The organism is Mesorhizobium sp. CO1-1-11, from assembly GCF_020164995.1.
Classification (GTDB): domain Bacteria; phylum Pseudomonadota; class Alphaproteobacteria; order Rhizobiales; family Rhizobiaceae; genus Mesorhizobium; species Mesorhizobium australicum.
Genome location: NZ_JAIUHE010000020.1, coordinates 102,377 through 128,831 on the forward strand (window position 1 = coordinate 102,377; position 26,455 = coordinate 128,831).

The 26,455-nt window shown below is 63.5% G+C and carries 21 protein-coding genes and 1 riboswitch; of the genes, 7 read left to right on the top strand and 14 right to left on the bottom strand.

Annotated elements, in window-relative coordinates:
- Positions 1-51: 51 nt before the first annotated feature.
- Positions 52-1,050 (bottom strand): thiamine ABC transporter substrate binding subunit, encoded by a 999-nt coding sequence (thiB, locus tag LB554_RS22750; RefSeq protein WP_224587052.1) that lies wholly within the window; start codon positions 1,048-1,050, stop codon positions 52-54.
- Between the two features lie 43 nt (positions 1,051-1,093).
- A riboswitch (TPP riboswitch) is annotated at positions 1,094-1,208 on the bottom strand.
- Positions 1,209-1,294: 86 nt separating this feature from the next.
- Here thiB and LB554_RS22755 point away from each other — a divergent pair.
- From LB554_RS22755 to LB554_RS22770, 4 genes are all read left to right on the top strand, one after another.
- Complete coding sequence (locus LB554_RS22755) at positions 1,295-1,954, top strand: thiamine diphosphokinase (RefSeq protein ID WP_140662666.1); 660 nt, start codon at positions 1,295-1,297, stop codon at positions 1,952-1,954.
- A 1-nt stretch (position 1,955) separates the two neighbouring features.
- Positions 1,956-3,776, top strand: coding sequence for an ABC-F family ATP-binding cassette domain-containing protein (locus LB554_RS22760; protein WP_141906743.1), 1,821 nt, complete (start codon positions 1,956-1,958; stop codon positions 3,774-3,776).
- Between the two features lie 151 nt (positions 3,777-3,927).
- Positions 3,928-4,170, top strand: a complete 243-nt coding sequence (locus LB554_RS22765; protein WP_140822558.1) for a type II toxin-antitoxin system CcdA family antitoxin — start codon at positions 3,928-3,930, stop codon at positions 4,168-4,170.
- Entirely contained in the window at positions 4,170-4,469 is a 300-nt protein-coding gene (locus LB554_RS22770; RefSeq protein ID WP_015315289.1) for a CcdB family protein, read from the top strand. Before LB554_RS22765 ends, LB554_RS22770 begins: the two co-directional genes overlap by 1 nt.
- A gap of 40 nt (positions 4,470-4,509) precedes the next feature.
- On the opposite strand, the gene LB554_RS22775 is transcribed toward LB554_RS22770, so the two are convergent.
- Positions 4,510-6,273 (bottom strand): hypothetical protein, encoded by a 1,764-nt coding sequence (locus tag LB554_RS22775; protein ID WP_015315288.1) that lies wholly within the window; start codon positions 6,271-6,273, stop codon positions 4,510-4,512.
- A 77-nt stretch (positions 6,274-6,350) separates the two neighbouring features.
- Positions 6,351-7,649, bottom strand: a complete 1,299-nt coding sequence (locus tag LB554_RS22780) for an adenylosuccinate synthase (protein ID WP_015315287.1) — start codon at positions 7,647-7,649, stop codon at positions 6,351-6,353.
- A 211-nt stretch (positions 7,650-7,860) separates the two neighbouring features.
- Between LB554_RS22780 and LB554_RS22785 the strand changes: the two genes are divergently transcribed.
- Complete coding sequence (locus LB554_RS22785; protein WP_224587053.1) at positions 7,861-8,757, top strand: DMT family transporter; 897 nt, start codon at positions 7,861-7,863, stop codon at positions 8,755-8,757.
- A 13-nt stretch (positions 8,758-8,770) separates the two neighbouring features.
- On the opposite strand, the gene LB554_RS22790 is transcribed toward LB554_RS22785, so the two are convergent.
- The 8 genes from LB554_RS22790 to glmM form a co-directional block, all read right to left on the bottom strand.
- Positions 8,771-9,982 (bottom strand): c-type cytochrome, encoded by a 1,212-nt coding sequence (locus tag LB554_RS22790; RefSeq protein WP_224587054.1) that lies wholly within the window; start codon positions 9,980-9,982, stop codon positions 8,771-8,773.
- Positions 9,979-11,745: a GMC family oxidoreductase gene (locus tag LB554_RS22795; protein ID WP_140791716.1), complete on the bottom strand. Its 1,767-nt coding sequence runs from the start codon at positions 11,743-11,745 to the stop codon at positions 9,979-9,981. The genes LB554_RS22790 and LB554_RS22795 overlap by 4 nt, the downstream gene beginning before the upstream one ends.
- A gap of 2 nt (positions 11,746-11,747) precedes the next feature.
- Entirely contained in the window at positions 11,748-12,401 is a 654-nt protein-coding gene (locus LB554_RS22800; RefSeq protein ID WP_318013220.1) for a gluconate 2-dehydrogenase subunit 3 family protein, read from the bottom strand.
- A 469-nt stretch (positions 12,402-12,870) separates the two neighbouring features.
- The gene (gene serA, locus LB554_RS22805; protein WP_224587055.1) at positions 12,871-14,472 is read right to left on the bottom strand and encodes a phosphoglycerate dehydrogenase; all 1,602 of its coding nucleotides are present in this window, start codon (positions 14,470-14,472) and stop codon (positions 12,871-12,873) included.
- 64 nt (positions 14,473-14,536) lie between these two features.
- Positions 14,537-15,712, bottom strand: a complete 1,176-nt coding sequence (locus LB554_RS22810; RefSeq protein ID WP_224587056.1) for a phosphoserine transaminase — start codon at positions 15,710-15,712, stop codon at positions 14,537-14,539.
- A 257-nt stretch (positions 15,713-15,969) separates the two neighbouring features.
- Positions 15,970-16,746, bottom strand: a complete 777-nt coding sequence (locus LB554_RS22815) for an outer membrane protein (protein WP_224587057.1) — start codon at positions 16,744-16,746, stop codon at positions 15,970-15,972.
- A 208-nt stretch (positions 16,747-16,954) separates the two neighbouring features.
- Complete coding sequence (locus LB554_RS22820; protein ID WP_015315279.1) at positions 16,955-17,815, bottom strand: outer membrane protein; 861 nt, start codon at positions 17,813-17,815, stop codon at positions 16,955-16,957.
- Between the two features lie 251 nt (positions 17,816-18,066).
- Positions 18,067-19,422 carry a phosphoglucosamine mutase gene (gene glmM, locus LB554_RS22825; RefSeq protein WP_015315278.1) on the bottom strand — a complete coding sequence of 452 codons (1,356 nt, stop codon included), beginning with the start codon at positions 19,420-19,422 and terminating at the stop codon, positions 18,067-18,069.
- A 367-nt stretch (positions 19,423-19,789) separates the two neighbouring features.
- Here glmM and LB554_RS22830 point away from each other — a divergent pair, with 367 nt between their 5' ends.
- Positions 19,790-20,647: a hypothetical protein gene (locus tag LB554_RS22830; protein WP_224587058.1), complete on the top strand. Its 858-nt coding sequence runs from the start codon at positions 19,790-19,792 to the stop codon at positions 20,645-20,647.
- A gap of 298 nt (positions 20,648-20,945) precedes the next feature.
- Positions 20,946-21,404, top strand: coding sequence for a hypothetical protein (locus LB554_RS22835; RefSeq protein WP_015315276.1), 459 nt, complete (start codon positions 20,946-20,948; stop codon positions 21,402-21,404).
- A 277-nt stretch (positions 21,405-21,681) separates the two neighbouring features.
- On the opposite strand, the gene ftsH is transcribed toward LB554_RS22835, so the two are convergent.
- The 3 genes from ftsH to ybgF form a co-directional block, all read right to left on the bottom strand.
- Positions 21,682-23,610, bottom strand: a complete 1,929-nt coding sequence (gene ftsH / locus LB554_RS22840) for an ATP-dependent zinc metalloprotease FtsH (RefSeq protein WP_015315275.1) — start codon at positions 23,608-23,610, stop codon at positions 21,682-21,684.
- Positions 23,611-23,732: 122 nt separating this feature from the next.
- The gene (gene tilS, locus LB554_RS22845; protein ID WP_224587060.1) at positions 23,733-25,100 is read right to left on the bottom strand and encodes a tRNA lysidine(34) synthetase TilS; all 1,368 of its coding nucleotides are present in this window, start codon (positions 25,098-25,100) and stop codon (positions 23,733-23,735) included.
- A gap of 58 nt (positions 25,101-25,158) precedes the next feature.
- Positions 25,159-26,253 (bottom strand): tol-pal system protein YbgF, encoded by a 1,095-nt coding sequence (gene ybgF, locus LB554_RS22850; protein WP_140616641.1) that lies wholly within the window; start codon positions 26,251-26,253, stop codon positions 25,159-25,161.
- Positions 26,254-26,455 lie beyond the last annotated feature (202 nt).

Genomic DNA, 26,455 nt, shown 5'->3' on the forward strand with positions numbered 1-26,455 from the left:
TTAGGGAGCGTCGCCGTAGAGCGTTCATCTCACGAGATTAGCCCACAAAACCTACTTGCTCATCACCGCCAGCCATTCATCGACCCATGCCTTGCGGTTGGCCGCCACCTCCTCCGGGCTGAACAGCAAGGTTTTGGTCGGCTTGACCAGTTTGTCGAAGGCGGGGTTGAGCGGCTTGTCGGTCTTGCCGGCCGGGAACATCCAGTTGGTCTCGGGGATGGCGTCCTGGAATTTCGGCCCGGTCATGAAGGCCATGAACTTTTCCGCCAGCGGATTCTTGGCGCCGGCCGTGGTGATGCCCGCGACCTCGATCTGCAGGTATTCGCCTTCCTCGAACGAGGCCGCCTGATAGCGCTCGGTGTTCTCGGCGACCATGTGGTAGGCCGGCGAGGTGGTGTAGGACAGCACCATCGGTGCCTCGCCCTTGGTGAACAGGCCATAGGCCTCGCTCCAGCCCGGCGTCACGGTCAGCACCTTGGTCTTGAGCTTGGCCCAGGCCTCCGGCGCCTTGTCGCCATAGACCGACTTCATCCACAACAGCAGGCCAAGACCGGGCGTCGATGTGCGCGGGTCCTGGATGACGATCTTGTCGTCGGCGCTGCCCTCGACCAAATCCTTCAAGCTCTTGGGCGGGCTCTTCAGCTTTTCAGTGTCGTAGACGACGGCGAAGTAGCCGTAATCGAACGGGACAAAAGTGTCATCGGTCCAGCCGCCCGGCACCTTGACGTCCATTATTGCGCCATGTGGCGCGAACAGGCCCGAGGCCTTGGCATCGGCGGTGAGATTGGTGTCGAGACCGAGCACGATGTCGGCCTTGGTCGAAGCGCCTTCCAGCTTGACGCGGTTGAGCAGCGCCACGCCATCGGCGACCGAGACGAACTCGAGATCGCAGCCGCATTCTGCCTCGAATTCCTTCTTCACCACGGGACCTGGACCCCAGTCGGCGGTGAAGCTCTCATAGGTGTAGACGGTGAGCTTGTCCTTGGCCAAGGCCGGCCCGGACAGGGTCACTGCCGTGGCAGCGATCAGAGAATATAAAAGCGTGCGCATCGGCGCCTCCTTCGTTTGCGTTGAAAGGAATTGAGGCGTCGGAGTGTCCGAAACGTCTAATCCCTCCGCCGGTACAAACCGGATCAGGTTCAGCGGGTTGGCGACACTGCCTCTCAGCCGGCCCGCGAAATTCGCGTCCGGCACCCCGTTAGAGCATTTCGACACATAGGCCGGGCCGATGACCCGCGCAAGTGGGACTTTGCCGCCTTCCGTTTCCCGTGCCGGGCTGGTAAGGCGACGGGATATGAGCACATTCACCATCCTGCTTGGCGGCGACCTCATCCGCACGCCTCGGCTCGACCGCCAGGTCGAAGGCTCGCGCGTCATCGCCGCCGACGCCGGCATCGGCCATGCGCGGATGCTGGGCCTCGTGCCGGAACTGTGGGTGGGTGATTTCGACTCGGTCCCGGCTGATCTGCCCGCCGACCTCGCCGCCGTGCCGCGGCAAACCTTCCCGGCGGAAAAGGACAAGACCGACGGAGAACTGGCGATCGCGGCCGCACTGGAGCGCGGGGCGACCCGCCTTGTGCTGGCGGGCGCCTTCGGCGGCAAGCGCGCCGACCACGCCTTCCTGCATCTGGCGCTTGGCCTGCGGCTGGCCGAAGCCGGAATGGATGTGTTTCTGACCAGCGGCGCCCAGGAAGGTGTTCCCTTGCTGCCCGGCAGGGCCGGCTTCGATTATGCCGACGGCACGCTGTTCTCGATTCTCGGCTTCTCCGAACTCTCCGGCCTGACCGTCACCGGCGCCAAATGGCCGCTCGACAAGGTCGAGGTGGCGTTCGGTTCGTCGCTGACCATTTCCAACGAGGTCAAGTTCGGCAAGACCGGGGGCCGCCTCGACATCGCGCTCGGCCATGGCCGCGCGCTGCTGCTCGCCCATCCCTATCCATTGCCCGAAAGCTGACATGGCCCCGCCTCTTCTCAATCTCGACGGGATAAGACTGACCTTCGGCGGCGCGCCGCTGCTCGACGGCGCCGCCTTGACCGCTTCGGCCGGCGACAAGATCGCGCTGGTCGGCCGCAACGGGTCCGGCAAGTCGACGCTGCTCAAGATCGCCGCCGGCCTGATCGAACCACAGGACGGCGAGGTGTTCCGCCAGCCTTCGGCGACGGTGCGTTATCTGCCGCAAATGCCCGACATGGACGGCTTTGCAACCGTGCGCGCCTATGTGGAGGCCGGGCTCGGGCCCGCCGACGATCCCTACCGCGCCAGCTATCTGATGGAGCATCTCGGCCTGTCGGGCGAAGAACGGCCTGGCGACCTGTCCGGCGGAGAGGCCAGGCGCGCCGCGCTTGCCCGCGTCATGGCGCCGGAGCCCGACATCCTGCTTCTTGATGAGCCGACTAACCATCTTGATTTATCTGTCATCGAATGGCTGGAAGAAGAGCTCGTCCGGACCTCCTCGGCGCTCATCGTCATCTCGCATGACCGCCGCTTCCTCGAGCGCGTGTCGCGCGCCACAGTCTGGCTCGATCGCGGCCAGACGCGCAGGCTGGACAAGGGCTTTGGCCATTTCGAGGAATGGCGCGACCTGGTGCTGGAAGAGGAAGAGCGCGAACAGCACAAGCTCGGCCGCCAGATCGTGCGCGAGGAGCACTGGCTGCGCTACGGGGTGACGGCGCGGCGCAAGCGCAACATGCGGCGCCTAGGCGAGTTGCAGACCATGCGCCAGCGTTTTCGCGGCCATCGCGGCGCCGAAGGCACCGCGATAATGGTGGCAAGCGACGCCGCCGAATCCGGCAAGCTGGTGATCGAGGCCAAGAACATCGAGAAGAGCTTTGGCGACCTCACCGTCGTCAAGGGGTTCTCGACCCGCATCCAGCGCGGCGACCGCGTCGGCCTTGTCGGGCCGAACGGCGCCGGCAAGACGACACTTCTGAAGATGCTGACCGGCGAATTGGCGCCGGACGCGGGTTCGATACGGCTTGGCACCAATCTGGAGATCGCCACGCTCGACCAGAAGCGCGAGGCGGTCGACCCGCAAGAGACGCTGGCGCAATATCTGACCGACGGGCGCGGCGAGAACCTCGTCATCAATGGCGAGCAGCGCCATGTCGTGTCCTATATGAAGGATTTCCTGTTCAAGCCGGAACAGGCCCGCACGCCGGTGCGCGAGCTGTCCGGCGGCGAACGGGCGCGGCTGATCCTGGCGCGCGTGCTGGCACGGCCAGCAAACCTCCTGGTTCTCGATGAGCCGACCAATGATCTCGACATGGAGACGCTGGAACTGCTGCAGGAACTGGTCGCCGGTTTTGCCGGCACCGTCATCCTGGTCAGCCACGACCGCGATTTCCTCGACCGCACAGTCACCAGCATCATCGCGCCGGACGGCGGCGGCCGCTGGGTCGAATATGCCGGCGGCTATTCCGACATGCTGGCGCAGCGCGGCGGCACCAAGCTTGACGACCGCAAGGCGCGCGCCAAGGCGGAAGCCGGCGATGCGCCGGCACCGGGCAAGAGCGATCCGGCGGCGCCAAAAGGGCCGGCGAAGAAATTGTCGTTCAAGCAGAAGTTCGCGCTGGAGTCCCTACCCAAGAAGATCGAGGCAGTGACCGCGTCGATCTCGCGGCTGGAGAACAACATCGCCGACCCGGCCTATTACGAACGCGACCCGGCCTCGTTCCAGAAGACGATCGCCGCCCTCGACAAGGAGCGTGCGACGCTGGCCGCGCTCGAGGAAGAATGGCTGGAACTGGAGATGCTGCGCGAGGAGATGGAAGGGTGAAGAGCGGTCGGCCGTAGGCCGATCGATTGACAACGATTTGTCGACTGAAGCGACGAGCGCCCGGAGCCATAGTGGGGCGCTCCTTGCTGCGCCTGAGCATTGCCTCCACATCGGAATGCGCATACATTATGCGCATGTTGCGGAGGCCATTATGCGTAAGATTGCCTTGAATGCGATCCGTCAGCCAGCAAATCTGTCGATCGACTCGAACCTCATGCGGGAAGCCAAGGGGCTTAACGTGAATGTCTCGCGCGCTGCGGAAGCCGGCATCGCGGAGGCGGTGGCAGCTGAAAAGGGGCGGCTGTGGAAGCTTGAGAACCGTACCACGATGGATGCGTGGAACGACTACATCGACAAGAACGGCATCCCATTGGAAGAGTATCGGCAGTTCTGATGCCCCGCTATGATGTCTTCGCCGGTCGCGTTGAAGACAACTATTTGCTCGACGTCCAATCCGACCTGCTCGACAATTTCAAGACGCGGGTTGTCGTTCCGCTTCTGCCGGTCGCAACGGTGCCGCCGCCAATGCGAAAGCTTCATCCGATCTTCGAGATCAATGGACGGAAGCTGGTCATGGCGACACACCTGATCGCCACCGTTCCCGCAAGCGAATTGGTTGAAAGTCGGCTGAACCTGGCGAAGCATCACGATGACATCGTTGCCGCGCTCGACATGCTGTTCCAAGGATTCTGAACGGAGGCGACCGTCACGCCGCCCGTCTCAACCCGCCGTCTCAGCCCGCCGTCTTGGCCTGCCAGGCCTTGATCGCCTCGTCGAACACCTTCTCGCCGGGAATGCCCTTTTCCATGGTCAGCAGTGCCCGCCGTCCGGTCTTGTAGACGACCGGCACGTCGATCCAGTCCTGGCCGCGCAACAGGGTCATGTTGGCGTCTTCGTCGGCCTTGGTGTCGTTGAGCGCGACGAGGAAGAAGCCGTCGGCGATCTTGGCCGGGATGCCGATCAGCGGGCTGCCGGCGTCCTGTTCCGAACTCTTCATGGCAACGCGCAATATATTGTCGACGCCGCCGCCCTCGAACCCGTCTGGGGTCAGGAAGATCATCTCGATGATATGGCTGGCCGGCAGGGTCTGGTCGGTGTTGCGACGGATGGTCATGCGCAACTGGATGTCCTTGCCGGGAATGGTCGCCTCGGCACGGATCGCAGGCTCTGGCGGCAGGTCGCCGCCGGGCGATTCCTGCACCAGCGACCAAACGATGCTGCCGGGCTCGGCTGAACCCTGCGCGGTGCTGGTGCGCTCCTCATAGAAGATCGCCTTCTGGCCGACCGGAACCGAGGTTGGCGCCACGGCCGGAGCCGGTGCCGCCGGCGGCGTTGCGGCTGCCGGTGCGGGCGGCGGCGTGGCGGCGGCATCGGCCGGGGCCGCGGGCACGGTTCCGTTGGTGGGCGGTGTCGCGGGCGGGGTGCCCGCCGCGGGCGTGGTCGCGGCTGGCGCGCCTGCCGCGGGCGTACCGGCAGCAGGCGTATTGGCAGCCGGCGTATTGGCAGCCGGCGCGGGAACCGCCGGCGCTGCCGTGGCCGGCGCATTCGTTGCCGTTGGCGGTGTCGTCAGCGCGGCGACGGATTCGCCCTCGCCTACGCCGCTTTGCCCGCCGGCTGGGCCGGGGTCGGTCTCGCCGCCTTCAGGCGTCAGCCGCTGCGTGAACTTCGTGCCTTCCGCGCCGGTCGCGGGCGCCGGCGGCGTGGCCGCGGCATCGGTCGCCGGCTTGGCCGGCGTCGTTTTCACCGGCTCGGTTTTGGCAACAACCTTGCTGCTCTCCAGGCCCAGCATCTTGCCGAAGGCATCCTTGTTCAGCCAGATGCCGTAGCCGCCGCCGGCAACGACCAGCAGTGCGACGACGGCGGCGATCAGCCCGCCATAGCTGCGCTTGCGTTCGGCCGGCCGCAAACGCTCGAAAGTGTCGGTGGCGGCAGGCGCTTCGTCATCGGCAAAGACGTCGTCCTGGTCGTCGTCCCGATCCGCGTCCATCCCCGGCAAGGTCTTCTCGGAAAAGTCCGGAGCGGGCTGCACCGGCGCCGGCCTTTGCCAGCCAGGCTCGACCTTGGCGGCTGGAGCGGGCCGGTAGGGTTCGGGGTTCGCCGCCGGCTGTGCCGGCTTGTACGGCTCCGGCCTGACCGTGGCCGGGGCGGGCCGATACGGAGACGGAGCAGGAATTGCGGCAGCCTCCGCCTTGGCCGGCTGCTTGACGTGGTTCGACTGGTTCTTGTTGCGGTCGATGGAGGAAAAGATGTGTTCCAGTTCCGCGAGCGGATCCGGCTCGGGCACACTCTTGACATAGTCCCGCTCGACGCCGGCAATGGCGTCGTCCAGCGCGCGTTTCTGTTTGTCTATGGCCTCGGAAGCCAGCGGCGGCGAATATTCCGCCAGCTTCTTCGCCAGCATGGCGCGCACGCTGTTATAGATGCGCGTACGCTTCTCGGGCGTCTCGTCGCCGTGCTTCTCGAACGCGTTTTTCAGAACAGCAACGAAATCTGCCATGCTTCAGTCGACCTGTATTTTTTGCCTCCGCGCCGGCCCCCGCAAATCAGCCGCGATGCCCGGAAAGGCTTCAGAAACTAGTCTTGAAACGGATCGGTCACAAGTATCGTGTCGTCCCGTTCCGGGCTGGTGGAAAGGAGTGCGACCGGCGCGCCGATCAACTCCTCTATGTATCGGACATATTTGACGGCCTGGGCCGGAAGATCATTCCAGCTGCGTGCGCCGGCGGTGGTGCCCTTCCAACCCTCCAACGTCTCGTAAATGGGTTCCACGCGAGCCTGGGCGCCCTGGCTTGCCGGCAGATAGTCGATCGTCTCGCCGTCCAGCCTGTAGCCGGTGCAGACCTTGATCTCATCCAACCCGTCGAGCACGTCGAGCTTGGTCAGCGCGATGCCTTTGATGCCGTTGACGGCAACCGCCTGGCGCACCAGCACCGCGTCAAACCAGCCGCAGCGGCGCTTGCGCCCGGTGACGACACCGAATTCATGGCCGCGCGTGCCGAGGAATTCGCCGATCTCGTTCTTCTGCTCGGTCGGGAACGGACCTTCGCCGACACGCGTCGTGTAGGCCTTTGTGATGCCGAGAACATAGCCGATGGCGCCCGGGCCGACGCCGGAGCCGGCGGCGGCCTGGCCGGCGACCGTGTTGGACGAGGTGACGAAGGGATAGGTGCCGTGGTCGATGTCGAGCAGCGTGCCTTGCGCGCCCTCGAACAGGATGCGCTCGCCGGCGCGGCGCTTGTCGTCGAGCACCTTCCAGACGCGGTCCATGTAGGGCAGGATGTCGTTCGCGACCGAGGTCAATTCCTGCATGATCGCATCATGCGTGACTTCGTCATGGCCGAGCCCGCGACGCAGCGCATTGTGGTGCGTCAGCAGCCTGTCGACCTTCAAGGGCAAAGTTTCCAAATCCGCCAGATCCATCACCCGCACCGCGCGCCGCCCCACCTTGTCCTCGTAGGCGGGGCCGATCCCGCGTCGGGTCGTGCCAATCTTTGTTCCGGAATTTGAAGCGGCATCCTCGCGAAACCCGTCCAGCTCCCGGTGTACGGACAGGATAAGCGCCGTGTTTTCGGCTATTTTCAGGCGATCCGGCGTCACGTCCACGCCCTGGCCTTTCAGTTTCTGCACCTCGGCGACGAAAGCATGCGGATCGAAGACGACGCCATTGCCGATGATGGACAGCTTGCCTTCCCGCACGACGCCCGAAGGCAGCAGCGACAGCTTGTAGACCTTGCCGTCGACGACCAGCGTGTGGCCGGCATTGTGGCCGCCCTGGAAACGCACCACGACATCGGCGCGCTCCGACAGCCAGTCGACGATCTTGCCCTTGCCTTCGTCGCCCCATTGCGAGCCGACGACCACCACATTGGCCATGTTTCTTTTCCCTTGAGACGCCGCCGCGCGGCTTGGATATGGTTCGAAACGACAGGCCTCTATAACGTCAAGACCTCGCGAGTGCGACCTTTCTTTGCCGCCGAAAATGCCCTGAGGCACAACAATTTTCGGCTTTGACATCATTTACTTGGGCTGACCGGGGCAATAGGCCGGCAAACACCGCGGCCCATCCCGCGGCCGGAAGCCCGCGATGCATCGAAACGCCTACATGTTCCTGCTGCTCACCACCTTGCTGTGGGGCGGCAATTCGGTGGCCGGCAAGCTGGCGGTCGGCCACGTCTCGCCGATGACGCTGGTCTTCCTGCGCTGGATGCTGGCCGTGGCGATCCTGCTGCCGATCGGCTGGCGCACGATCCAGGAGGATTGGCCCGTCGTGCGCCGTCACTGGCTCGTGCTGGCGGCGCTTGGCGCCAGCGGCTTCACCCTGTTCAACACCATCTTCTACACCGCCCTCAACTACACCACAGCGATCAATGTCTCGATCGAACAGGCGGCGATGCCGATCCTGATCATGACAGCCAATTTCGTTTTCTTCCGCCTGCGCGTGAACTGGGCGCAGATCGCCGGCGTGGTGCTGACCGTCTTCGGCGTCATCCTGACCGCCTGCCATGGCGATCCGCGCCGGCTGCTGACGCTGGAGCTCAATTTCGGCGACGCCATCATGCTGGTCGCGGTCGTTCTCTACAGCAGCTATTCGGTCGGGTTGCGGCTGAAGCCGGCGATGCGCTGGCAAAGCCTGATGCTGGCCATGTCGTTCGCCGCGCTCATCACCTCACTGCCCTTCTTCCTGTGGGAAGCCGCCGCCAACAAGGTGATCGTGCCCGACGCCCGCGGCTGGGCGGTCATCGTCTACACCGCGATCGGCGCTTCGGTCATCTCGCAGATAACCTATATCAGGGGCAACGAACTGATCGGCGCCAACCGCGCCGGCCTGTTCATCAATCTGGTGCCGATCTTCGGCACGCTGCTTTCGGTGCTGATCGTCGGCGAGACCTTCCAGCTCTATCAGGCGCTGGCGCTGATCCTCGTTCTGGGCGGCATCGGGCTCGCCGAATACAGCGGGCGCAAGATGGCGTCTGGCTTCTGACGTCGCGCCGGGATTACTGCACCAATTCCTTGCGCACCACCGCGATATCGTCCGACGAGACCGCCGGAGCGGAATTGCCCCAGCTGCCGCGCACATAGGTCAGCACGTCGGCGATTTCCTGGTCCTTCAGCCGCCATGCCAGCGAGGGCATCGAAGGCGTCGTCGGCGCACCGGCCGTGTGCACCGCCTGGCTTCCGGCGAGAACGACGCGGGCCAGGGTCTCGGGATTGCCCTGCGCGACGATCGAGTTGCCGACAAGCGCTGGGAAAAGCGCTCCGGCCCCGGCGCCATCGCCGCCATGGCAGGCCGAGCAATTGTCACGATAGATCGCCGCGCCCGCCACCATCCGCGCCTCGTCGGGCTTGGGCGCCTGCGCATTGCCGGTGTCCGGCCCCAGGCTCTTGAGATAGACGGCCACGGCCTTGATGTCGGGATCCGTCATTTTGGAAGTCGAGTTCTCGATCGCCTCGGCCATCGGACCGGATGCGATCGAATGCGCGTTGACGCCGGTCCTGAGGTAGGCGACCACATCGTCTTGCGACCATTTGCCCAAGCCGGATTGGGCATTGTTGGTGATGTCGGGGGCAAACCAGCCTTGCAGCGAGGCGCCTTGCAGGAAGCCGCTGTCTTGGTCCGCTCCAAGGAACGATTTGGGCGTGTGGCAGGTGCCGCAGTGCCCGGCGCCCTGGACGATATAGGCGCCGCGGTTCCATTCCGCCGATTTGGAGGGGTCGGCCTGGAAGCTTGCCTCGCTGAAGTTGAGGAGGTTCCACCCCCACATCGCCAGCCGGATGTTCAGCGGGAACGGCAGCTTGTTGGCTTCGACCTTGTTCGAGACCGGGTCGACCGTGGTCATGTAGGCCCACAGGTCGGAAATGTCCTGCTCGTTCATCCTGGTATAGGCGGGGTAAGGCATGGCGGGATAGAGCCGCACGCCATTGTGGCCGACGCCGGTCTTCATCATGTTGCGGAAATCGGCCTCCGACCAATTGCCGATGCCCGTCTCGTGGTCGGGTGTGATGTTGGGCGGCACCAGTGCGCCGAAAGGCGTTTCGAGCGGCAGGCCGCCGGCCAGCGGCTTGCCGCCCGGCCTGGTATGACAGCCCGCGCAATCGCCGAGCACGGCCTGATACTGGCCACGGATGATCTGGTCGGCCTGGTCGGCGGCGAGCGCCGGCGTGATCGCCAGCATAGCGGCGCCGGCGGCGGCGGCGAGCGTCCTCATGCCTGCACCAAGGGCGCGCCGGGATTGCGCAAATAGTGATTGCGGATGCCGTCAGCGGCGCGGTAGGCGAGCGCGCCGACCGTTCCCGTCGGATTCTTGCCGGCATTCTGCGGAAAGGCCGAGGCGCCGATAACGAAGACGTTGGGCACATCCCAGCTTTGCAGGAAACTGTTGACCGCACTCTTCCTAGGGTCCGTTCCCATGATGGCGCCGCCCGTATTATGGGTGCTTTGATAAGGGACGCTGTCCCAGCCCTTCTTGCGGCGGCCGACATTGTACTGCTTGCCCCCAAGCGTCTTGGCGATCTCCTCCATCCGGTCGCAGAGATAATTCGACATCCGGATATCATTGTCGGGAAAATCGAAGGTCATGCGCATGAGCGGCCGGCCGAAGCGATCCTTGTAGGTCGGATCGAGGTCGAGGTAGTTGGTGCGCGTCGCGTAGCTGCTGCCCTGCGAGGAGAAGCCGAGCGTGCTTTTGTAGCCCGCGACGGTCGCCTTCTTCCAGGCGCTACCCCACTTCGGCGTGCCGGGCAGCGTCGGCCTCGTCCCGATCGGACGTCCATTGGTGGGAATGCAGTTGATGCCCGCGCCGCCGACGAAATCGAGGCCGCCATGGTCGAAGGCGTCGCCATTATAGTCGTCGATCGTCTGTCCGAGCGCGCCCGCGGCAATGAACGGATTGAAGTTCTTATCGTCGAAGAACACCTGCACGCCGGCATTGGTCTGGTAGCAATAATTGCGCCCGACGGTGCCCTCGCCGGTAGCGGGATCGTAGATCTTGCCGATGCCCGACAGCATCATCAGCCGGGCATTGTGCAGGCCGTAGGCGCACAGAAGCACGAGATCGGCCGGCTGGAAGAATTCCTGCCCCGACGTATCGACGTAGGTGACACCTCGCGCGGACTTGCCGCCGGCGGCGAGATCGACATGCAGCACCTCGCTGTCGGTGCGCACCTCGAAATTGGCCTTCTTCATCAGCACGGGAAGGATGGTGGTCTGGGCGCTGGATTTGGAATAGTTGGCGCAGCCGAACCGCTCGCAGAATCCGCAGTAGGTGCACTGCCCCATGGTGATGCCGAGCGGATTGACATAGGGCCGCGACATGTTGGCGGACGGTGTCGGGAACGGGTGCAGTCCCATGGACCTGCCGGCATTGGCGAACAGGGTCGGCGCGTAGGTCATCTCCATTGGCGGATTTGGGTAATCCCGGGACCTCGGATCCTCGAACGGGTTGCCGCCTTCCTGTATCTGCCCCTTGATATTGCCGGCCTTGCCCGAGATTCCCGCCAGATATTCGAACTGGTCGTAATACGGCTCCATCTCGGCGCCGGTCACGCCCCAGTCCTCGACCTGGAGATCGGCGATCCGCGCCGCGCCATACTTCTTGGTCAGGTTGGTCTTGATCTGGAAGTCGGAGTCCCAGAACCGCCAGGTGTGGCCGTTCCAATGGACGCCTGCGCCGCCGACGCCGTTGCCGGGTAGGAACGAGCCGAAATCGCGCATCGGCAGCGCCGTCTGCGAAGGGTCGTTGCGCATCGTCATGGTTTCGACGGCTGGCTGCAGGAACAGGTCGCGCCGCACGCTGTAGCGCAACTCGTCCTGCGCATAGCCGATGTTGAAATCGGTCGCCGTGTCGCGCCAGGGACCACGCTCGATGGCCAGCACGTCCAGGCCCTGATCGGTCAGTTCATGCGCAAGGATGGACCCCGTCCAGCCGAGGCCGACGATCACGACGTCCTTGCGGGGCAGTATCGTCGTCATGGTCAGCTCCTTTTTACGAGCCATTCCGGGCTGCCCTCGATCGAGACGGGCGGCCGCGGATAGGGCTGATTGTGCTTGCTGACGTGATCCCGGTAGTCATAGCGCGCGCCGGGGAAACCAAGCATGCGCCACGACACCATGTCCTTGTTGCCGCCATACACCGGATCGGCAAAGAACCCTTCCATCGTGTTCTGCAGCAGAAGTCCGAAGAAGCCGGCAGCCTTGACTCCATTGGGCAAGTCGACCTTTCCAGCTTCCATCGCGGCCAGGAACGTATCCTGATCGGCCGGCTGGAGTTCGGCGAATGTCTTGCCATCGCGCTGCTTCAGGAAAGCGTCGATGGCGGCGAGGCCGGAGCGGTAGCGCTGGGCGGGGTTTGCCTCGCCCTGGTAGCCCTGCGTGGGCAATCCCGGCAGAAACGGTCCTTTTGTGTAGAGCCGGCTCGACGTTCCGAACGCGCCCGTCAACTGACGGTCTATATAGACGGCGCAGCCGGCCTCCTTGCCGCCCATCGACAGATCGTCGGCGGGGATGATGCGGTCGACGATAGCCTCGACCAGCGCGGCTTCCTGCGGCGTGAAGAACTGCCAGCCGCCGGACACCACCTGCACCGGAGGATCGGAAGACAGCGGCGCCCAGGGCAGCGAGCCAGACAAGGATCGGGCAAAACCTGCCGATGTTGCCGTCACTGTAAACATCGCAGCCGAAGACAGAAAAAGACGCCGGCTCAGTCGGACAGTATTGCGATGATCCATCGAAGGCACCCCGACAGCAACAGAGGCGCGCCGGATGTTACGCGCAAAATCATGACCAACTCAGTTAAGTTTAGATCGCATCCATCAATTGACCGCAGCGTGCGGAAAGAAACCGGGATCGTCAAGCAGATCACAAAATCGTTAGATTGGGCCAGACCTTATGCTTATCTACATCCGCTAATGTACTGACGGCTAAAAAGGATATCTTGCAGCAGCTTGACGCAAGGACGCCGTTGGCGCGACGCCTGCGGCGGCGCCCGCAACGACGCAAGCCCTCGGGCGGCTCCAGCGGTCGTGGAGACGCCCCGCATGCATGCCGGCAAACGGGGCGTCTGATGTATGGCTTGTCACCTCAGAGGGCGTGGGGGAGCTAGATCCCGCCCACATCGAACCGCAGCCGCTTTGCCGAATCGATCGACTTGTGGCCGCGCACCTGCTCCAGCACCTTCTCGGGGAACGGGGCGTCGAGATAGAGCAGTGCGATAGCGTCGCCCCCCGGCCGGTTGCGGCCAAGCTGGAAGTTGGCGATGTTGACGCCGTTCTCGCCGCAGACAGTGCCGAGCAGGCCGATAATGCCGGGCGCATCGGCATTGGTCGTATACAGCATGTGCTGGCCGACCTCGGCGTCGAGATTGATGCCCTTGATCTGAATGAAGCGCGGCTTGCCGTCCGAAAAGCAGGTACCGGCGATCGAGCGCGTCATGTGCTCGGTCTTGACGGTCAGCTTGATGTAACCGTCGAAGACGCCCGATTTGTCGCGCTTGACTTCGGCGACGATGATGCCGCGCTCCTTCACCATGATCGGCGCCGACACCATGTTGACGTCGGCGACCTGCGGCCGAATCAGTCCGGCCAGGGCGGCACTGATCAGCGCCCGCGTGTTCATCGTCGCGGTCGAGCCGTCGAACAGGATCTCGACCTCGCTGATCGGATCCTCGGTGACCTGGCCGACAAAGGCGCCCAACACTTCGGCGAGCTTGACGAACGGCTTCAGCCGCGGCGCCTCTTCCGCCGTGATCGAGGGCATGTTGATGGCGTTGGAGACCGCGCCCTTGATCAGGTAGTCGGCCATCTGCTCGGCGACCTGCAGCGCGACATTCTCCTGCGCTTCCGCCGTCGAGGCGCCAAGGTGTGGTGTCGCCACCACGTTCTCCATGCCGAACAGCGCATTCTGCTCCGCCGGTTCGACCTCGAACACATCGATGCCGGCGCCTGCCACCTTGCCGCTCTTCAACGCCGCGACCAGGTCGGCCTCGACCACCAGCCCGCCACGCGCGCAGTTGATGATGCGCACGCCACTCTTCATCTTGGCGATCGCCGCCGCATCGATGATGTTGCGGGTCTTGTCGGTCAACGGCGTGTGCAGCGTGATGAAGTCGGCGCGGGCGAAGAGTTCGTCCAGTTCCACCTTGTCGACGCCGAGCTCCTCGGCGCGCTTGTCCGACAGGAACGGATCAAAGGCGACGACGTGCATCTTCAGCCCGACGCCGCGTGTGGCGACGATCGAACCGATATTGCCGCAGCCGATGACGCCCAGCGTCTTGCCGGTGATCTCGACGCCCATGAAGCGGTTCTTCTCCCATTTGCCGGCATGGGTCGAAGCGTTGGCTTCCGGGATCTGGCGGGCGAGCGCGAAGATCATCGCCACGGCGTGTTCGGCCGTCGTGATCGAATTGCCGAAGGGCGTGTTCATCACGATGATACCCTTGCGGCTTGCCGCCGGGATATCGACATTGTCGACGCCGATGCCGGCGCGACCGACGACCTTGAGATTGGTGGCCGCGTTGATCAGCTTCTCGGTGACCTTGGTCGCCGAACGGATGGCGAGACCGTCATACTTGCCGATCACTTCGAGCAGCTTTTCCTTGTCCTTGCCGAGGTCGGGCAGATAGTCGACCTCGACGCCGCGATCCTTGAATATCTGCACGGCGGTGGGAGAGAGTTTGTCAGAGACGAGAACGCGGGGCGCCATGGCGGCCTCCTTGAAAATGAAATTGATCCGGGAACGGACGGCCCTCGGGCCGCCACGGAAACTCTCAGGCGGCCGCTTTGAGCGACGCCTTCTGGCTGGCAAAGGCCCAGTCGAGCCAAGGCAGCAGCGCTTCGAGATCGGAGGTCTCGACGGTTGCGCCGCACCAGATGCGCAATCCCGGCGGGGCATCGCGATAAGAACCGATGTCGTAGGCGACGCCTTCCTTGTCGAGCGTCGAGACCAGGCCCTTGGCAAACGCCGCCTGTCCATCAGCGTCGAGCGCCGCGATATCGGGGTCGGTGAAGGACAGACAGACCGACGTGTTCGAGCGTGTCGCCGGGGCCACCGCAAGATGGCCGAGCCAGGATGATCTTTCCACGAACCGATCGAGCACGGCGGCATTGGCATCCGCCCTGGCAATCAGCGCATCGAGGCCGCCGACCGACTTAGCCCAGTTCGACGCGTCGAGATAATCCTCGACGCAAAGCATCGACGGCGTGTTGATGGTTTCGCCCTTGAAAATGCCCTCGATCAGCTTGCCGCCCGAGGTCAGGCGGAAGATTTTCGGCAGCGGCCATGAAGGCTTGTAGCTCTCCAGCCGCGCTACGGCACGCGGCGACAGGATCAGCATGCCATGCGCACCCTCGCCGCCCAGCACCTTCTGCCAGGAGAAGGTCACGACATCGAGCTTCTCGAAGTCGAGCCTTTGCGCGAAGGCCGCTGAAGTAGCGTCGCAAATGGTCAGGCCCTTGCGATCGGCGGGAATGAAGTCACCGTCCGGCACGCGCACGCCCGAGGTCGTGCCGTTCCAAGTGAAGACCACGTCGCGATCGAAATCGATCTTGGTCAGATCAGGCAGCGCGCCATAACCGGCCTCGATCTTTCTGATATCGGCGAGTTTCAGCTGCTTGACCACGTCGGTGACCCAGCCGGAGCCGAAGCTTTCCCAGGCGACCATGTCGACGCCGCGCTCGCCGAGAAGAGACCACAGCGCCATCTCGACGGCACCTGTGTCGGAAGCCGGCACGATGCCGATGCGGTAATCGGCAGGAACCTGGAGGATTTCGCGGGTCAGCGCGATCGCCTGTTCGAGCTTGGTCTTGCCGATCTTGGCGCGGTGGGAACGGCCGAGCGCGGCAGCTTTCAGCGCCTCGACCGACCAGCCGGGACGTTTTGCGCAGGGACCAGAGGAAAAATTGGGATTTGCCGGACGGAGTCCGGGCTTCGTAAGCGTCGTCATCGTGGTCTATCCTTCCAGATAGTGGCCCCTCGTTGGGGAGGGGTGGCCCACGGACGGCGATATGCGTTCAGGCTTCGGGCGTCAAGAGGAAAGTTTTTGTCGCTGCCGGGATACCGGATGCATGTCGCCCAAAAGTGCGCGGCGGTTTTGGGGCTACGACATGCATCAAACAGGAAAGCGCCGCGATCAGGATCGCGTGACTTCAAATGCAAACGGCGGACCCGAGAGATCCGCCGTCAAGAGCTGGTGTGCCCAGTCTACCAGAGATCGTAGCGCAGCCCGAGCTTGATCTGGTGATTGCTGATCCCTTTCTCGACCGGAAAGGAAGTCAGGCTCGCGGCGGTCGCGTATTCGACGCTAGGCGCGGAAAAATACTGATAGCCGAGATCTACGGAAACATTCTTGGACACTTGATACGCAAGACCGGCATTCAACGTATAGGCGAGGGAATACTGCGTCTTGCTGTCATCAAGCGTGAAATCGTTGGCGGGGGTGGCCTCGTCGGCATAGCTGGCGGAGAGGCTGCGTTTGCTCACGACGACGCCGACACCCGCACCGACATACGGTGTGATTCCAACATAGGTGCCAAGGTCAACATAGCCATTGAGTATGCCTGAGAACGCATAGTTCTTCAGGTTTCCCGATCCCACGATCGACGTTCCAGCCGGTGCGGCAGCAGTATCGTCATAGCCGAAGCTTGCCTTGTTACCCGGCAAATAGCCGAAGTTGAGATCGGCGCGGAGGTAATCGTTGAAATGATATCCGAAGCCGACGCTCGCAAAAATTGCATCTTCGCTCTCGCTAAAGTTTTCGTTGTTGATCGCCGACGGGAAGGTGAAGTCCCCATTCTTGAAACTCTTCTGCGCCAGGTAGGAAACATCGCCGCGCAGGTACCAGCCGGAGCCGACCTCGACCGGCACATAATCCGGCGCCTGGTCGACATAGATCGGCGGATCGTAGTCGGCGGCGATTGCAGGCGCCAGCGGCAACAGCAGTGCGGCAAGCGCCAGCGCCATACGCGATATTGGTATCATGGTCCCCGGCTCCCGAATTCGGCGCCGTCAAACAAGCAACGGCGGCCAACGTTTCATGAGCCATTGTTAACCATAGTGGTTAAGTGCCGGTTAAGGCTAACAGAGGGTTAGCGAATTGATTTCGAACGGGCTGACCTCGGCTCATCTCAAACGAAAACCGCCCGGCTGATGCCGGGCGGTCGACGAATTCCTGGAAACTTCGAAGCGATTACTTGGTGTAGATCGGCTCGGGCTCCGGCTGATAGGCCACCACCGGCGCGGCGCAACCGTTGTTGCCGCCGAACTGGTAACGCAGACCGCCGCGCACCTCGTGGGTGTTGAAGCCGTGATCGAAGCCCGGCCCGGCGCCCGGCGTGGCGCCGGCTGGACCATACTCGAACATGCGACCGCCTTGAATATGGGAGAAACGGTAACCAGCATCGAGGATGACTTTGTCGGTCAAGCAGTAGGAGGCGCCGGCCATTACCGCGTACGCGAAGCGCCAGCTGGATGTTCCGGGGTTGGACTCGGTTGCGCCCGGGGTCGGGTCGTAGACAGTATCCCATTTGACGCGCGCTCCGCCGATACCGGCGCCGACATAGGGCGTGATGCCGTGCCAGGTGCCGATATCGACATAGGCATTTGCCAGAAGCAGCAAGGCGCTCATCTTCGACGACTCGACCGAGACCGTGGTGAGATCCGAGGTGCCGCCGTTGAAGTTCGACTTGAACCAGTAGTCGGCGGTCAGGTCGGTGCGGAAGTGTTCATTGATCTTGTAGCCGACGCCGCCGCCAAGCGAGAAGCCGCCCTTGAGCTTGCCATAGTCGAAGGACTTGCTCCCGGCGACCCCGACAGGAGGCCCGCACGGGCAAGGCGCGGCGCCGTAGGTGATGTAGTCGATGTCACCGACCTTCGACTTGTGATAGTCGAGGTCGCCACGGATATACCAGCCGCCGACATCGACCGGTTGCTCATAGACCGGCGGCGGCGCTTCTTCGACTTGCGGCTCGGGCAGGTCAGCTGCGAACACCGGCCAGGCCAAGCCCGCGAACAGCAGCGCGAACAGGGCCTTTCTTGCTGTATTGAACATGCTTGTCACCCCTAGAAACCTCGGAACGGCGATCGCGTCCGAATAAGATTGGCTTTCAGGCGTGGATAATGAATTGCAAAAGTTAAAAGGCGTTTAACCCTGTCGATTAACCACGAATCTCCAGAATCCCGGAGATCTGGCAAGGATTTCGACAGAAAGAGACCGATCCTTTGCCAACAAAAAAGCCCGCCGGAGGGGCGGGCTTCGATGCAATGAAGGCGGCGGCGTGACGCCTTCGAGGCTGGCGGGGATCAGGCGGCGCTGCTGCGGGTTTCCGAGATGACCCCGACGATGTCGTTGACGACGGCCTCGACCAGTTGCGGATCGTCGCCCTCGGCCATCACACGGATCAGCGGCTCGGTGCCGGATGGACGGATGACCAGCCGCCCGGCCTTGCCGAGACGATGGCGGGCGTCCTCGATCGCGGCCTTGACCGGGGCTTCCTCCAACGGTTTTCCGCCGGCGATGCGAACGTTCTTCAGCAGTTGCGGCACCGGCTCGAACTTCTTCGACAGTTCGCTGACCGGGCGGCCTTGCCGCTTGATGCAGGCCAGCACCTGCAGTGCCGAGACCAGCCCGTCGCCGGTGGTCGAGAAGTCGGACAGCACGATGTGGCCCGACTGCTCACCACCGACATTGAGCCCATGCGCGCGCATATGCTCCACGACATAGCGGTCACCGACCTTGGTGCGATGCAATTGCAGCTTCATGTCGCCGAGAAAGCGCTCGAGGCCGAGATTGGACATGACCGTCGAAACGACGCCACCGCCAGCCAGCCGCCCGCTCTGGTGCCAGGACTCGGCAATCAGCGCCATGATCTGGTCGCCGTCGACGATGGCGCCGTTCTCGTCGACGATGACGACCCGGTCCGCATCGCCATCAAGCGCGATGCCGATGTCGGCGCGCACTTCGTGCACCTTTTTCTGCAGATCGGCGGGATGGGTCGAGCCGCATTCCTTGTTGATGTTGAAGCCATTGGGTTCGACATTGATGGCCACGACTTCGGCGCCCAGTTCCCACAGCGCCTCGGGCGCCACCTTGTAGGCCGCGCCATTGGCACAGTCGACGACGATCCGCAGACCCGAAAGCGACATCGAGCGCGGCAAGGTGCGCTTGGCGAATTCGATGTAACGGTCATGCACGCCGTCGACGCGCTTGGCGCGGCCAAGCCCGTCGGAATCGGCGAGCGCCAGTTCGATATCCTTGTCGAGCATGCTCTCGATGCGCTCTTCGATCTCGTCGGACAGCTTGTAGCCGTCTGGGCCGAACAGCTTGATGCCGTTGTCGTAGTAGGGATTGTGAGAGGCCGAGATCATGACGCCAATGTCGGCGCGCAGCGAGCGCACCAGCATGGCAACCGCCGGGGTCGGGATCGGGCCGAGCAGAAACACGTCCATGCCGGCGGCGCAAAGGCCGGCCACCATCGCGTTTTCGATCATATAGCCGGACAGCCGGGTGTCCTTGCCGAGCACGACACGATGGCGATGGCTGCCGCGCTGGAACGAAAGGCCGGCGGCCATGCCGACCCGCATGGCGATTTCCGCGGTCATCGGAAACTTGTTGGCGCGCCCGCGAATGCCGTCCGTGCCGAAGTAATTCCCTGCCATGCCAGTCAGTTTCCTTGGTTGTCCTTAGCCGGCACGTCATGCCACAATTGGCCGTCGTGCCTCGATCACATTGTGTGATTATATGTTACCAATCCTTAGAAAATCATTGTTGTGCGTTGCACACAACATGGCCGCAGCCTAGCACGGAGACGCTGTGGCGTCACATATACCAGTTTTGCCAGCCATTCGGCGCGGATACATCCCGAGAATTCTTGCCTCGGCGGCAGTCAGGCCGAATGATTTCATCACCTTGTCGTTAGAAAGCGATTTCGGCGATATATAAGCCGCTTGGCATCTGGCGCAACCGACCGTTGAGCGTTATTGATTCGCTGGGACGTATAATGGGCTGCAGCCACGGAGAAACGCTATGCTCATCCACCGAATTGCTACTCTGACCGGCCTTGCGGTCGCGACGTTGTTCCTGGCCGCGCCAGCCAACGCGCTGACGATGGCCGAGTGCAGCACGAAGTACAACGCCGCCAAGGACGCTGGGACACTTGCCGGGGCGACCTGGAACCAGTTCCGCAAGGCACAGTGCGGCACCGACGCCGCCGCCACCACCGACACCAAGGCGGCCACGACCAAGGCTGCTGAAAGCAAGCCGGCCGAAGCCAAACCGGCCAAGACCACCAAGGCCGCCGCAGCGGCCAGCGACAGCACGGCCAAGGGCCTGACCGCCAAGGAATGCAGCACCAAGTACCAGGCGGCCAAGGCCGCCGGCACATTGAACGGCATGAAGTGGAACGACTTCCGCAAGGCCGAATGCGCCGCTGGCGCATCCGCCGCCGCCGACACCGTCAAGCCGGCGACCACCAAGGCTGCGACCACGACGGCCGCAGCTTCCGGCAAGGGCCTGAGCATGGCCGAATGCAGCACCAAGTACCAGGCTGCCAAGACGGCGAACACGCTGAAGGGCATGAAGTGGAACGACTTCCGCAAGGCCGAATGCGGCGCCAGTGCCTCGGATGACGACAGCGTGCCCGCTCCAAGCGAGGCGAGCTACACCAAGGAACCCGCAAAGCCGACGACGGTTGCCCCCAAGGGCGTCACCTTCCCGTCCGCGATCTCGGCGAAATATGCCAGCGAGACCCCCGGAAAAGGCCGCATGCATACCTGCCTTGACCAGTACTATGTCCTCAAGGACGCCAACGCACTCGGCGGTCTGAAGTGGATCCAGAAGGGCGGCGGCTTCTACAGCCTCTGCAATGCCAAGCTGAAGGGCTGAGCCGCGCATAGCATCCCCCCCCCCGGGATCGATGGGGCATGACGGTGAATTGAATTAGATGAAATCTGGCAAGGCCAGGCAAAGGCCCGCGATGCATCTGCTTCGCGGGCCTTTTGTTGCGCACGAAGACGCCAGGGTCTTGCTCGCGTCTGCATATCGCGGAAGCTGCCTGCATCATCAATTCGCTTACACTCTCGCCGCGAGGCTGATTGGTAACTCATGAAAATTCTGATTGAACATATCAGGAACAAACAGTATACAAAAGACGTCTGAACTTGTCATCAACCAGGAGGATCTTATGCCCAGTTTAAAATTGGCGGTATTGGCTGTGACGGCATTGGTTGCTTGCGGCGTCGCCCCTGCAAGCGCATTGACGATGAAGGAATGTGGCGAGACCTATCGGACAGCCAAGGAGAGCGGCACTCTGAATGGCATGGACTGGGCCGCTTTCCGCAAGGAGAAATGCGCGACGTCGGCTGCGGAGAGTGTCAGCGCGGATAAGGTCGAAACCGCACCGCAGCCGAAAAAGGAAACCAGCGCGGCACTTGCCCCCACCGTAGCGCCAGCGGGCGTAACATTCCCGACCACCCTCGCCGCCGAGTTCGAGACCGAAAAGCCCGCGAAGGCACGGATGAAGACCTGCCTGCAGGGTTACCATGGCAACAAGGAGGCAGGTACGTTGAACGGCCTTCGCTGGATCCAGAAGGGCGGTGGTTATTACAGCCTGTGCAATGCGCGGCTGAAAGCTGAATCATAAAAAGCGATAACGGCGGAAAGCGGTTCACCGTTTTTCCCGCAGACGTGGCCGTTATCCTCAGGCTGTCCCGAGGATCTGCTGTCGGGCGACATCTGGACCTCGGGCTAGCCCGAGGTTGACGTTCCAAATGTACGTCCGGCCAGCCTCCTGATGCGATGTCGCCCAAAGGTGGTTTGGGGGCGACGACATACTTAGAAGCAAAGACTTAAAGCGCGTCGGGGATAGCGTCAAAGAACAGAGCGGTTCTGCGTTCCGTGAAACGGTGAACCGCTCTGGTCTAGCTTGACGGCTGTGGCTCCATGCCGCCTTCGGGCTCGGGACCCTTCTTGCGGCGGCCGCCGGACTTCGGCACGGCCGAGCCACGGCTCGGCGGCGTGTCGTCGCCGAGGTCGCGCGAGGGCTTGTTGCCCGCGATCAGCTGCTTGATCTCCTCGCCCGACAGCGTCTCGTATTCGAGCAGGCCCTGCGCCAGCGCGATCCATTCCTTCTTCTTCTTGGTCAGCACCGACTTCGCCGTCGAATAGGCCTCGTCGATCAGGCGGCGCACTTCGCCGTCGATGATCTGCGCGGTCTCTTCCGAGATGTTCTGCGTGCGCGCCACCGAATGGCCGAGGAACACTTCCTCCTGGTTGTCGCCATAGGCGACATGGCCGAGCTTGTCGGAGAAGCCCCAGCGCGTGACCATGGCGCGCGCCAGCTTGGTCGCCTGCTCGATGTCGGAGGAAGCACCGGACGTGATGTTCTCCTTGCCGAACTTGAACTCCTCGGCAACGCGGCCGCCCATCATGATGGCGAGGCGCGAGACCATGTATTTGTAGCTCATGGAATAGCGGTCGCCTTCCGGCAACTGCATGACCATGCCAAGCGCGCGGCCGCGCGGGATGATGGTCGCCTTGTGCAGCGGATCGGCCGACGGCACGTTGAGCGCCAGGATGGCGTGTCCGGCCTCGTGATAGGCGGTCAGTTCCTTCTCTGCCTGGGTCATGGCCGACGAGCGGCGCTCGGCGCCCATCATGATCTTGTCCTTGGCGTCCTCGAACTCGGCCATGGTGACGAGGCGCTTGTTGCGCCGCGCCGCCATCAGCGCGGATTCGTTGACCAGGTTCATCAGGTCGGCGCCGGAGAAGCCGGGCGTACCACGGGCGACGACCTTGAGGTCGACATTGGGCGCCAGCGGCACGTTACGCACATGCACCTTGAGGATCTTCTCGCGGCCGACGATGTCTGGGTTCGGCACCACCACCTGGCGGTCGAAACGGCCTGGACGCAGCAACGCCGGATCGAGCACGTCGGGCCGGTTGGTGGCGGCGATCAGGATGATGCTTTCGTTGGACTCGAAGCCGTCCATCTCGACGAGCAGTTGGTTCAGCGTCTGCTCGCGCTCGTCATTGCCACCGCCGAGGCCGGCACCGCGATGGCGGCCAACGGCGTCGATTTCGTCGATGAAGATGATGCAGGGCGCATTCTTCTTGGCCTGGTCGAACATGTCGCGGACACGGGACGCGCCGACGCCGACGAACATCTCAACGAAATCCGAACCCGAAATGGTAAAGAACGGCACGTTGGCTTCACCGGCGACCGAACGGGCAAGCAGCGTCTTGCCGGTGCCGGGAGGGCCGACCAGCAGCACGCCGCGCGGAATCTTGCCGCCGAGGCGCTGGAACTTCTGCGGATCGCGCAGGAATTCGACGATCTCTTCGAGGTCTTCCTTGGCCTCGTCGACGCCGGCGACATCCTGGAAGGTGACGCGGCCATGCGCCTCGGTAAGCAGCTTGGCCTTCGACTTGCCGAAGCCCATGGCGCGCCCGGAGCCGGACTGCATCTGGCGCATGAAGAATATCCACACGCCGAGGATCAGGATCATCGGCAGCCACGAGATCAGATAGCCGAACAGCGAATTGGAGCCGTCGGTCTCGGGCCGCGCATTGATCGTGACGTTCTTGTCCTGCAGCCGCGAGACCAGCTGGGGATCGCCGGGCGAATAGGTCTGGAAGCCGCTGGAATTGTCGGTGTAGTTGCCGGTGATGCGGGCGCCCGCGATGGTCACCGTCTTGACCCGGCCGGCCGCGACGTCCTGCAGGAACTGCGAATAAGGCACATCGCTCGAAGCCCCGCGCGTCTGCGGCGTCTGGAACAGATTGAAGAGGGCGATGAGCAGGACCGCTATGATCGCCCAGAGCGCGAGGTTGCGATAGTTCGGATTCATCAATTGTCCCGTTGGCGTCCGCGAGCGGACAGCATCATGAGAGGAAACTTGGGCCTAACATAGGGAGAGCGTACCCCCTTGCCAAGCAGAACAGCATGTCTGGGTTAAGCTTTCGCCCAGCATCAACCGGCACTAGGGCCACGCAATGGCAGGGCGGGAAGCGGCGCCGCGCCGATCAACCCGGCGACGGCCCGCGCCGGGGCCAGGTCGAAGGACGGCAGGAAGCGGGCAAAGGGAGCAACGACCGGCGAGGCCGCGAACCCTTGCGATGTCGGCCTATCAGGCTCCGGACCCACCTTCTCGACGGCTTGCAGCCAGCCTGGTTCCGCCGCCAATGCCGCACGCAGCAGGCTTGGCGGGGTTTCGTCCCGGCCTACAGCCAGCCGCTTCGCCGCCATTGTCCCGAATGGCGCGATCAACAATGCGCCGCCGGCGTCGTTCAATGTGATTTGGCGGCGCCCATCCCAGATGGCGCCGTCGATCGTTGCCGCCGCCGCCGGCAAATCGCGCATCTCCCGACGCAGGAAGATGCCGGCGCGCCGGAAGTCGACCACTGTCCGCGACAATGTGGCGCAAAGAAATCCGGCTTTCAGCCGGGCGAACAACGCCTCGCCGCGGGCTTGGTCCGGCAGGAAGGCAATCCCGCCTGACGTCGCCAGGAGAACGCGCAGTGCGTATATCGCCGCCCGATCGGCGCCGGCGCCGAGCAGGGCCGGATCGAGCCGGATGAGGCCCGCCGCCGGCTGGCTGGCAAAGCGCTCGATCAGACGGGCGGCCTCACCGCCAAGCCGCGTCCGGTCGCCGGCCTGCCGCGCGGCCAACGCCAGCGCGTCGTTCATGCGCTGCGCGCCGGCCTCCCCGGCAAGGGCTGCGCGCATGCGCGGCCGCTCGAAGGCTTCATCGGCATTGGTCGGGTCCTCGGCCCAGCCGACCTGTTGGCGCCGCAGGAAATCGCGCAGCGCATGGCGCCGCACGCCAAGAAGCGGTCGCACGATCCAGTCGCGCCAGTCATGCAGGGTGGCGGGCGCCATGCCGGCGAGGCCCCGTCCCTCGTCGCGGGTCGCATCGTTGCGATCGCGCCGCATCAGCACCGTCTCGGCCTGGTCGTCCGCTGTATGTCCGGTCACGATCAGGCCGATGCCTTCCGCCCGGGCGGCGCTGGCCAGCAGCCGGTAGCGCGCCTCGCGCGCCGCCGCCGGCAGGCCGGTCGACGGCTTGGCGCCGGACCAGGCCAGAATGCGGTGCGCCATGCCGCGATCCGCGCAAAGCTTCGCCACGGTCCGCGCCTCATCGGCCGAACCTTGCCGCAAGCCGTGGTCGATTGTGACCGCGAGCAGCTTCGCGGACGGTGCGGTTTTGTCGAGATGCTGTTTGAGAAGGAGAAGGAGCGCAGTCGAGTCGCTGCCCCCGGATACGGCCGCTACGGCGCCGTTGGAAAAATCGATATGCGAAAAGAGTCCGGTCGAAAGATCAGGCCCGGTATCGAGCATCAATCCATGTCGCCAAAAAGCGGTCCCGGTTTTGGGACTGCGAGACCCCCAGAAAAAATCAGCACGCAGCCAGGGCCTTCTCCTGCTTGACGCGTTCCTTGAGTGTGCTGGAAATATCGGGATAGCGCTTGCCGACCTCGCTGAAGGTGGCGCAGGCAACATCGTGCTGCTTGAGACCGACCAGCGACACGCCCAGCTTCAACAGCATGTCGGGCGCCTTCTTGGCTTTGGGATAATCCTTGCTGGCGGCGAGGAACACTTCCGCCGCATCGCGGTATTTCTGCTGGCCAAGCAGCGATTCCCCCAGCCAGTAATGCGCGTCCGCCGCCTTCGCGTCCTTGGGGAAGCGCGAGATATGATCGCGGAAACCCTGTTCGGCGGTGCCGTAGTCACCCGACAGGATGAACTGGTAGGAGTTGCGATAAAGCTCTTCGGGATTGTTGGTCGCGGGCAGCGCGGCGACCACCGTGCCGCCGGACTTGCCGGCTTTGGCCGGCGCGCTGGCGGCTGGTGCCGTGTCCTGTGCCGGCGCGGTTGCCTGCGTGCTGCCGCCGGCATCGATCACATTGCCGTTCTTGTCGACAGTGATGGACCCAAAGGTCTTTTCGGGCGCTCCCTTGCCGGGGATCACCTTGCCGGGGTCACCGTCGGGTGATTCGACGATGACGTCCTCGACCGTCTTGCCGCCTGTGGATTGATCGCCGCCGGGCGCGGCGCCGGCATCGGCCGGCGCCTGGGTTGCCGGGGCCGAGGCCACGTCGGTGTTGGTCCCGGTGGTGGCATCTGATTTCTTCTGCGCCGGCGGTTGTCCACCTTGCGAGCCGCCTTCAAGCTGCTGGAAGCGGAACTCGTTGTCTTCCTGCTGTTTGCGGATCTGCTCCTGCATCTGCAGGATCTGGAAATTGAGTTCCTCGACCTTGCCGGTCAGCTGCCGCATTTGGTCCTCGAGCCCGGTCACGCCGGCGCCGCTCGACTGGGCGAGCTGGACCTGATCTTGCTTTTTCTTCTCGCCGAAAAGGCTGGGCAACTCGAGTGTCGGCAGATGGAAGGAAAAGCCGGTCTCGGCTGATTGCCCTGTACCGCTCGCCGAAGCGGTTACGCCTGATAGGAGCAGCAGCGCCAGCGTGCCGCTCAGAACCGATCTCAAATGCATGTGTCTCTCGCCGTCCAATCGTTAGCTTGTTCGCGCCTTCCAATCGATGTGAGACCAGCCAAGCGCCCTCGGCTCATAGCAGGGCGCGAGACTTCGGCCAAATTTTGTTTCGGGTGTCAGGATATGAAAAAGGCGGCCCGAGGACCGCCTTTCGCAAAGATGTGTTGTATTTTTGCCATCTGTGCCGTGGGGGGCGGGGGGG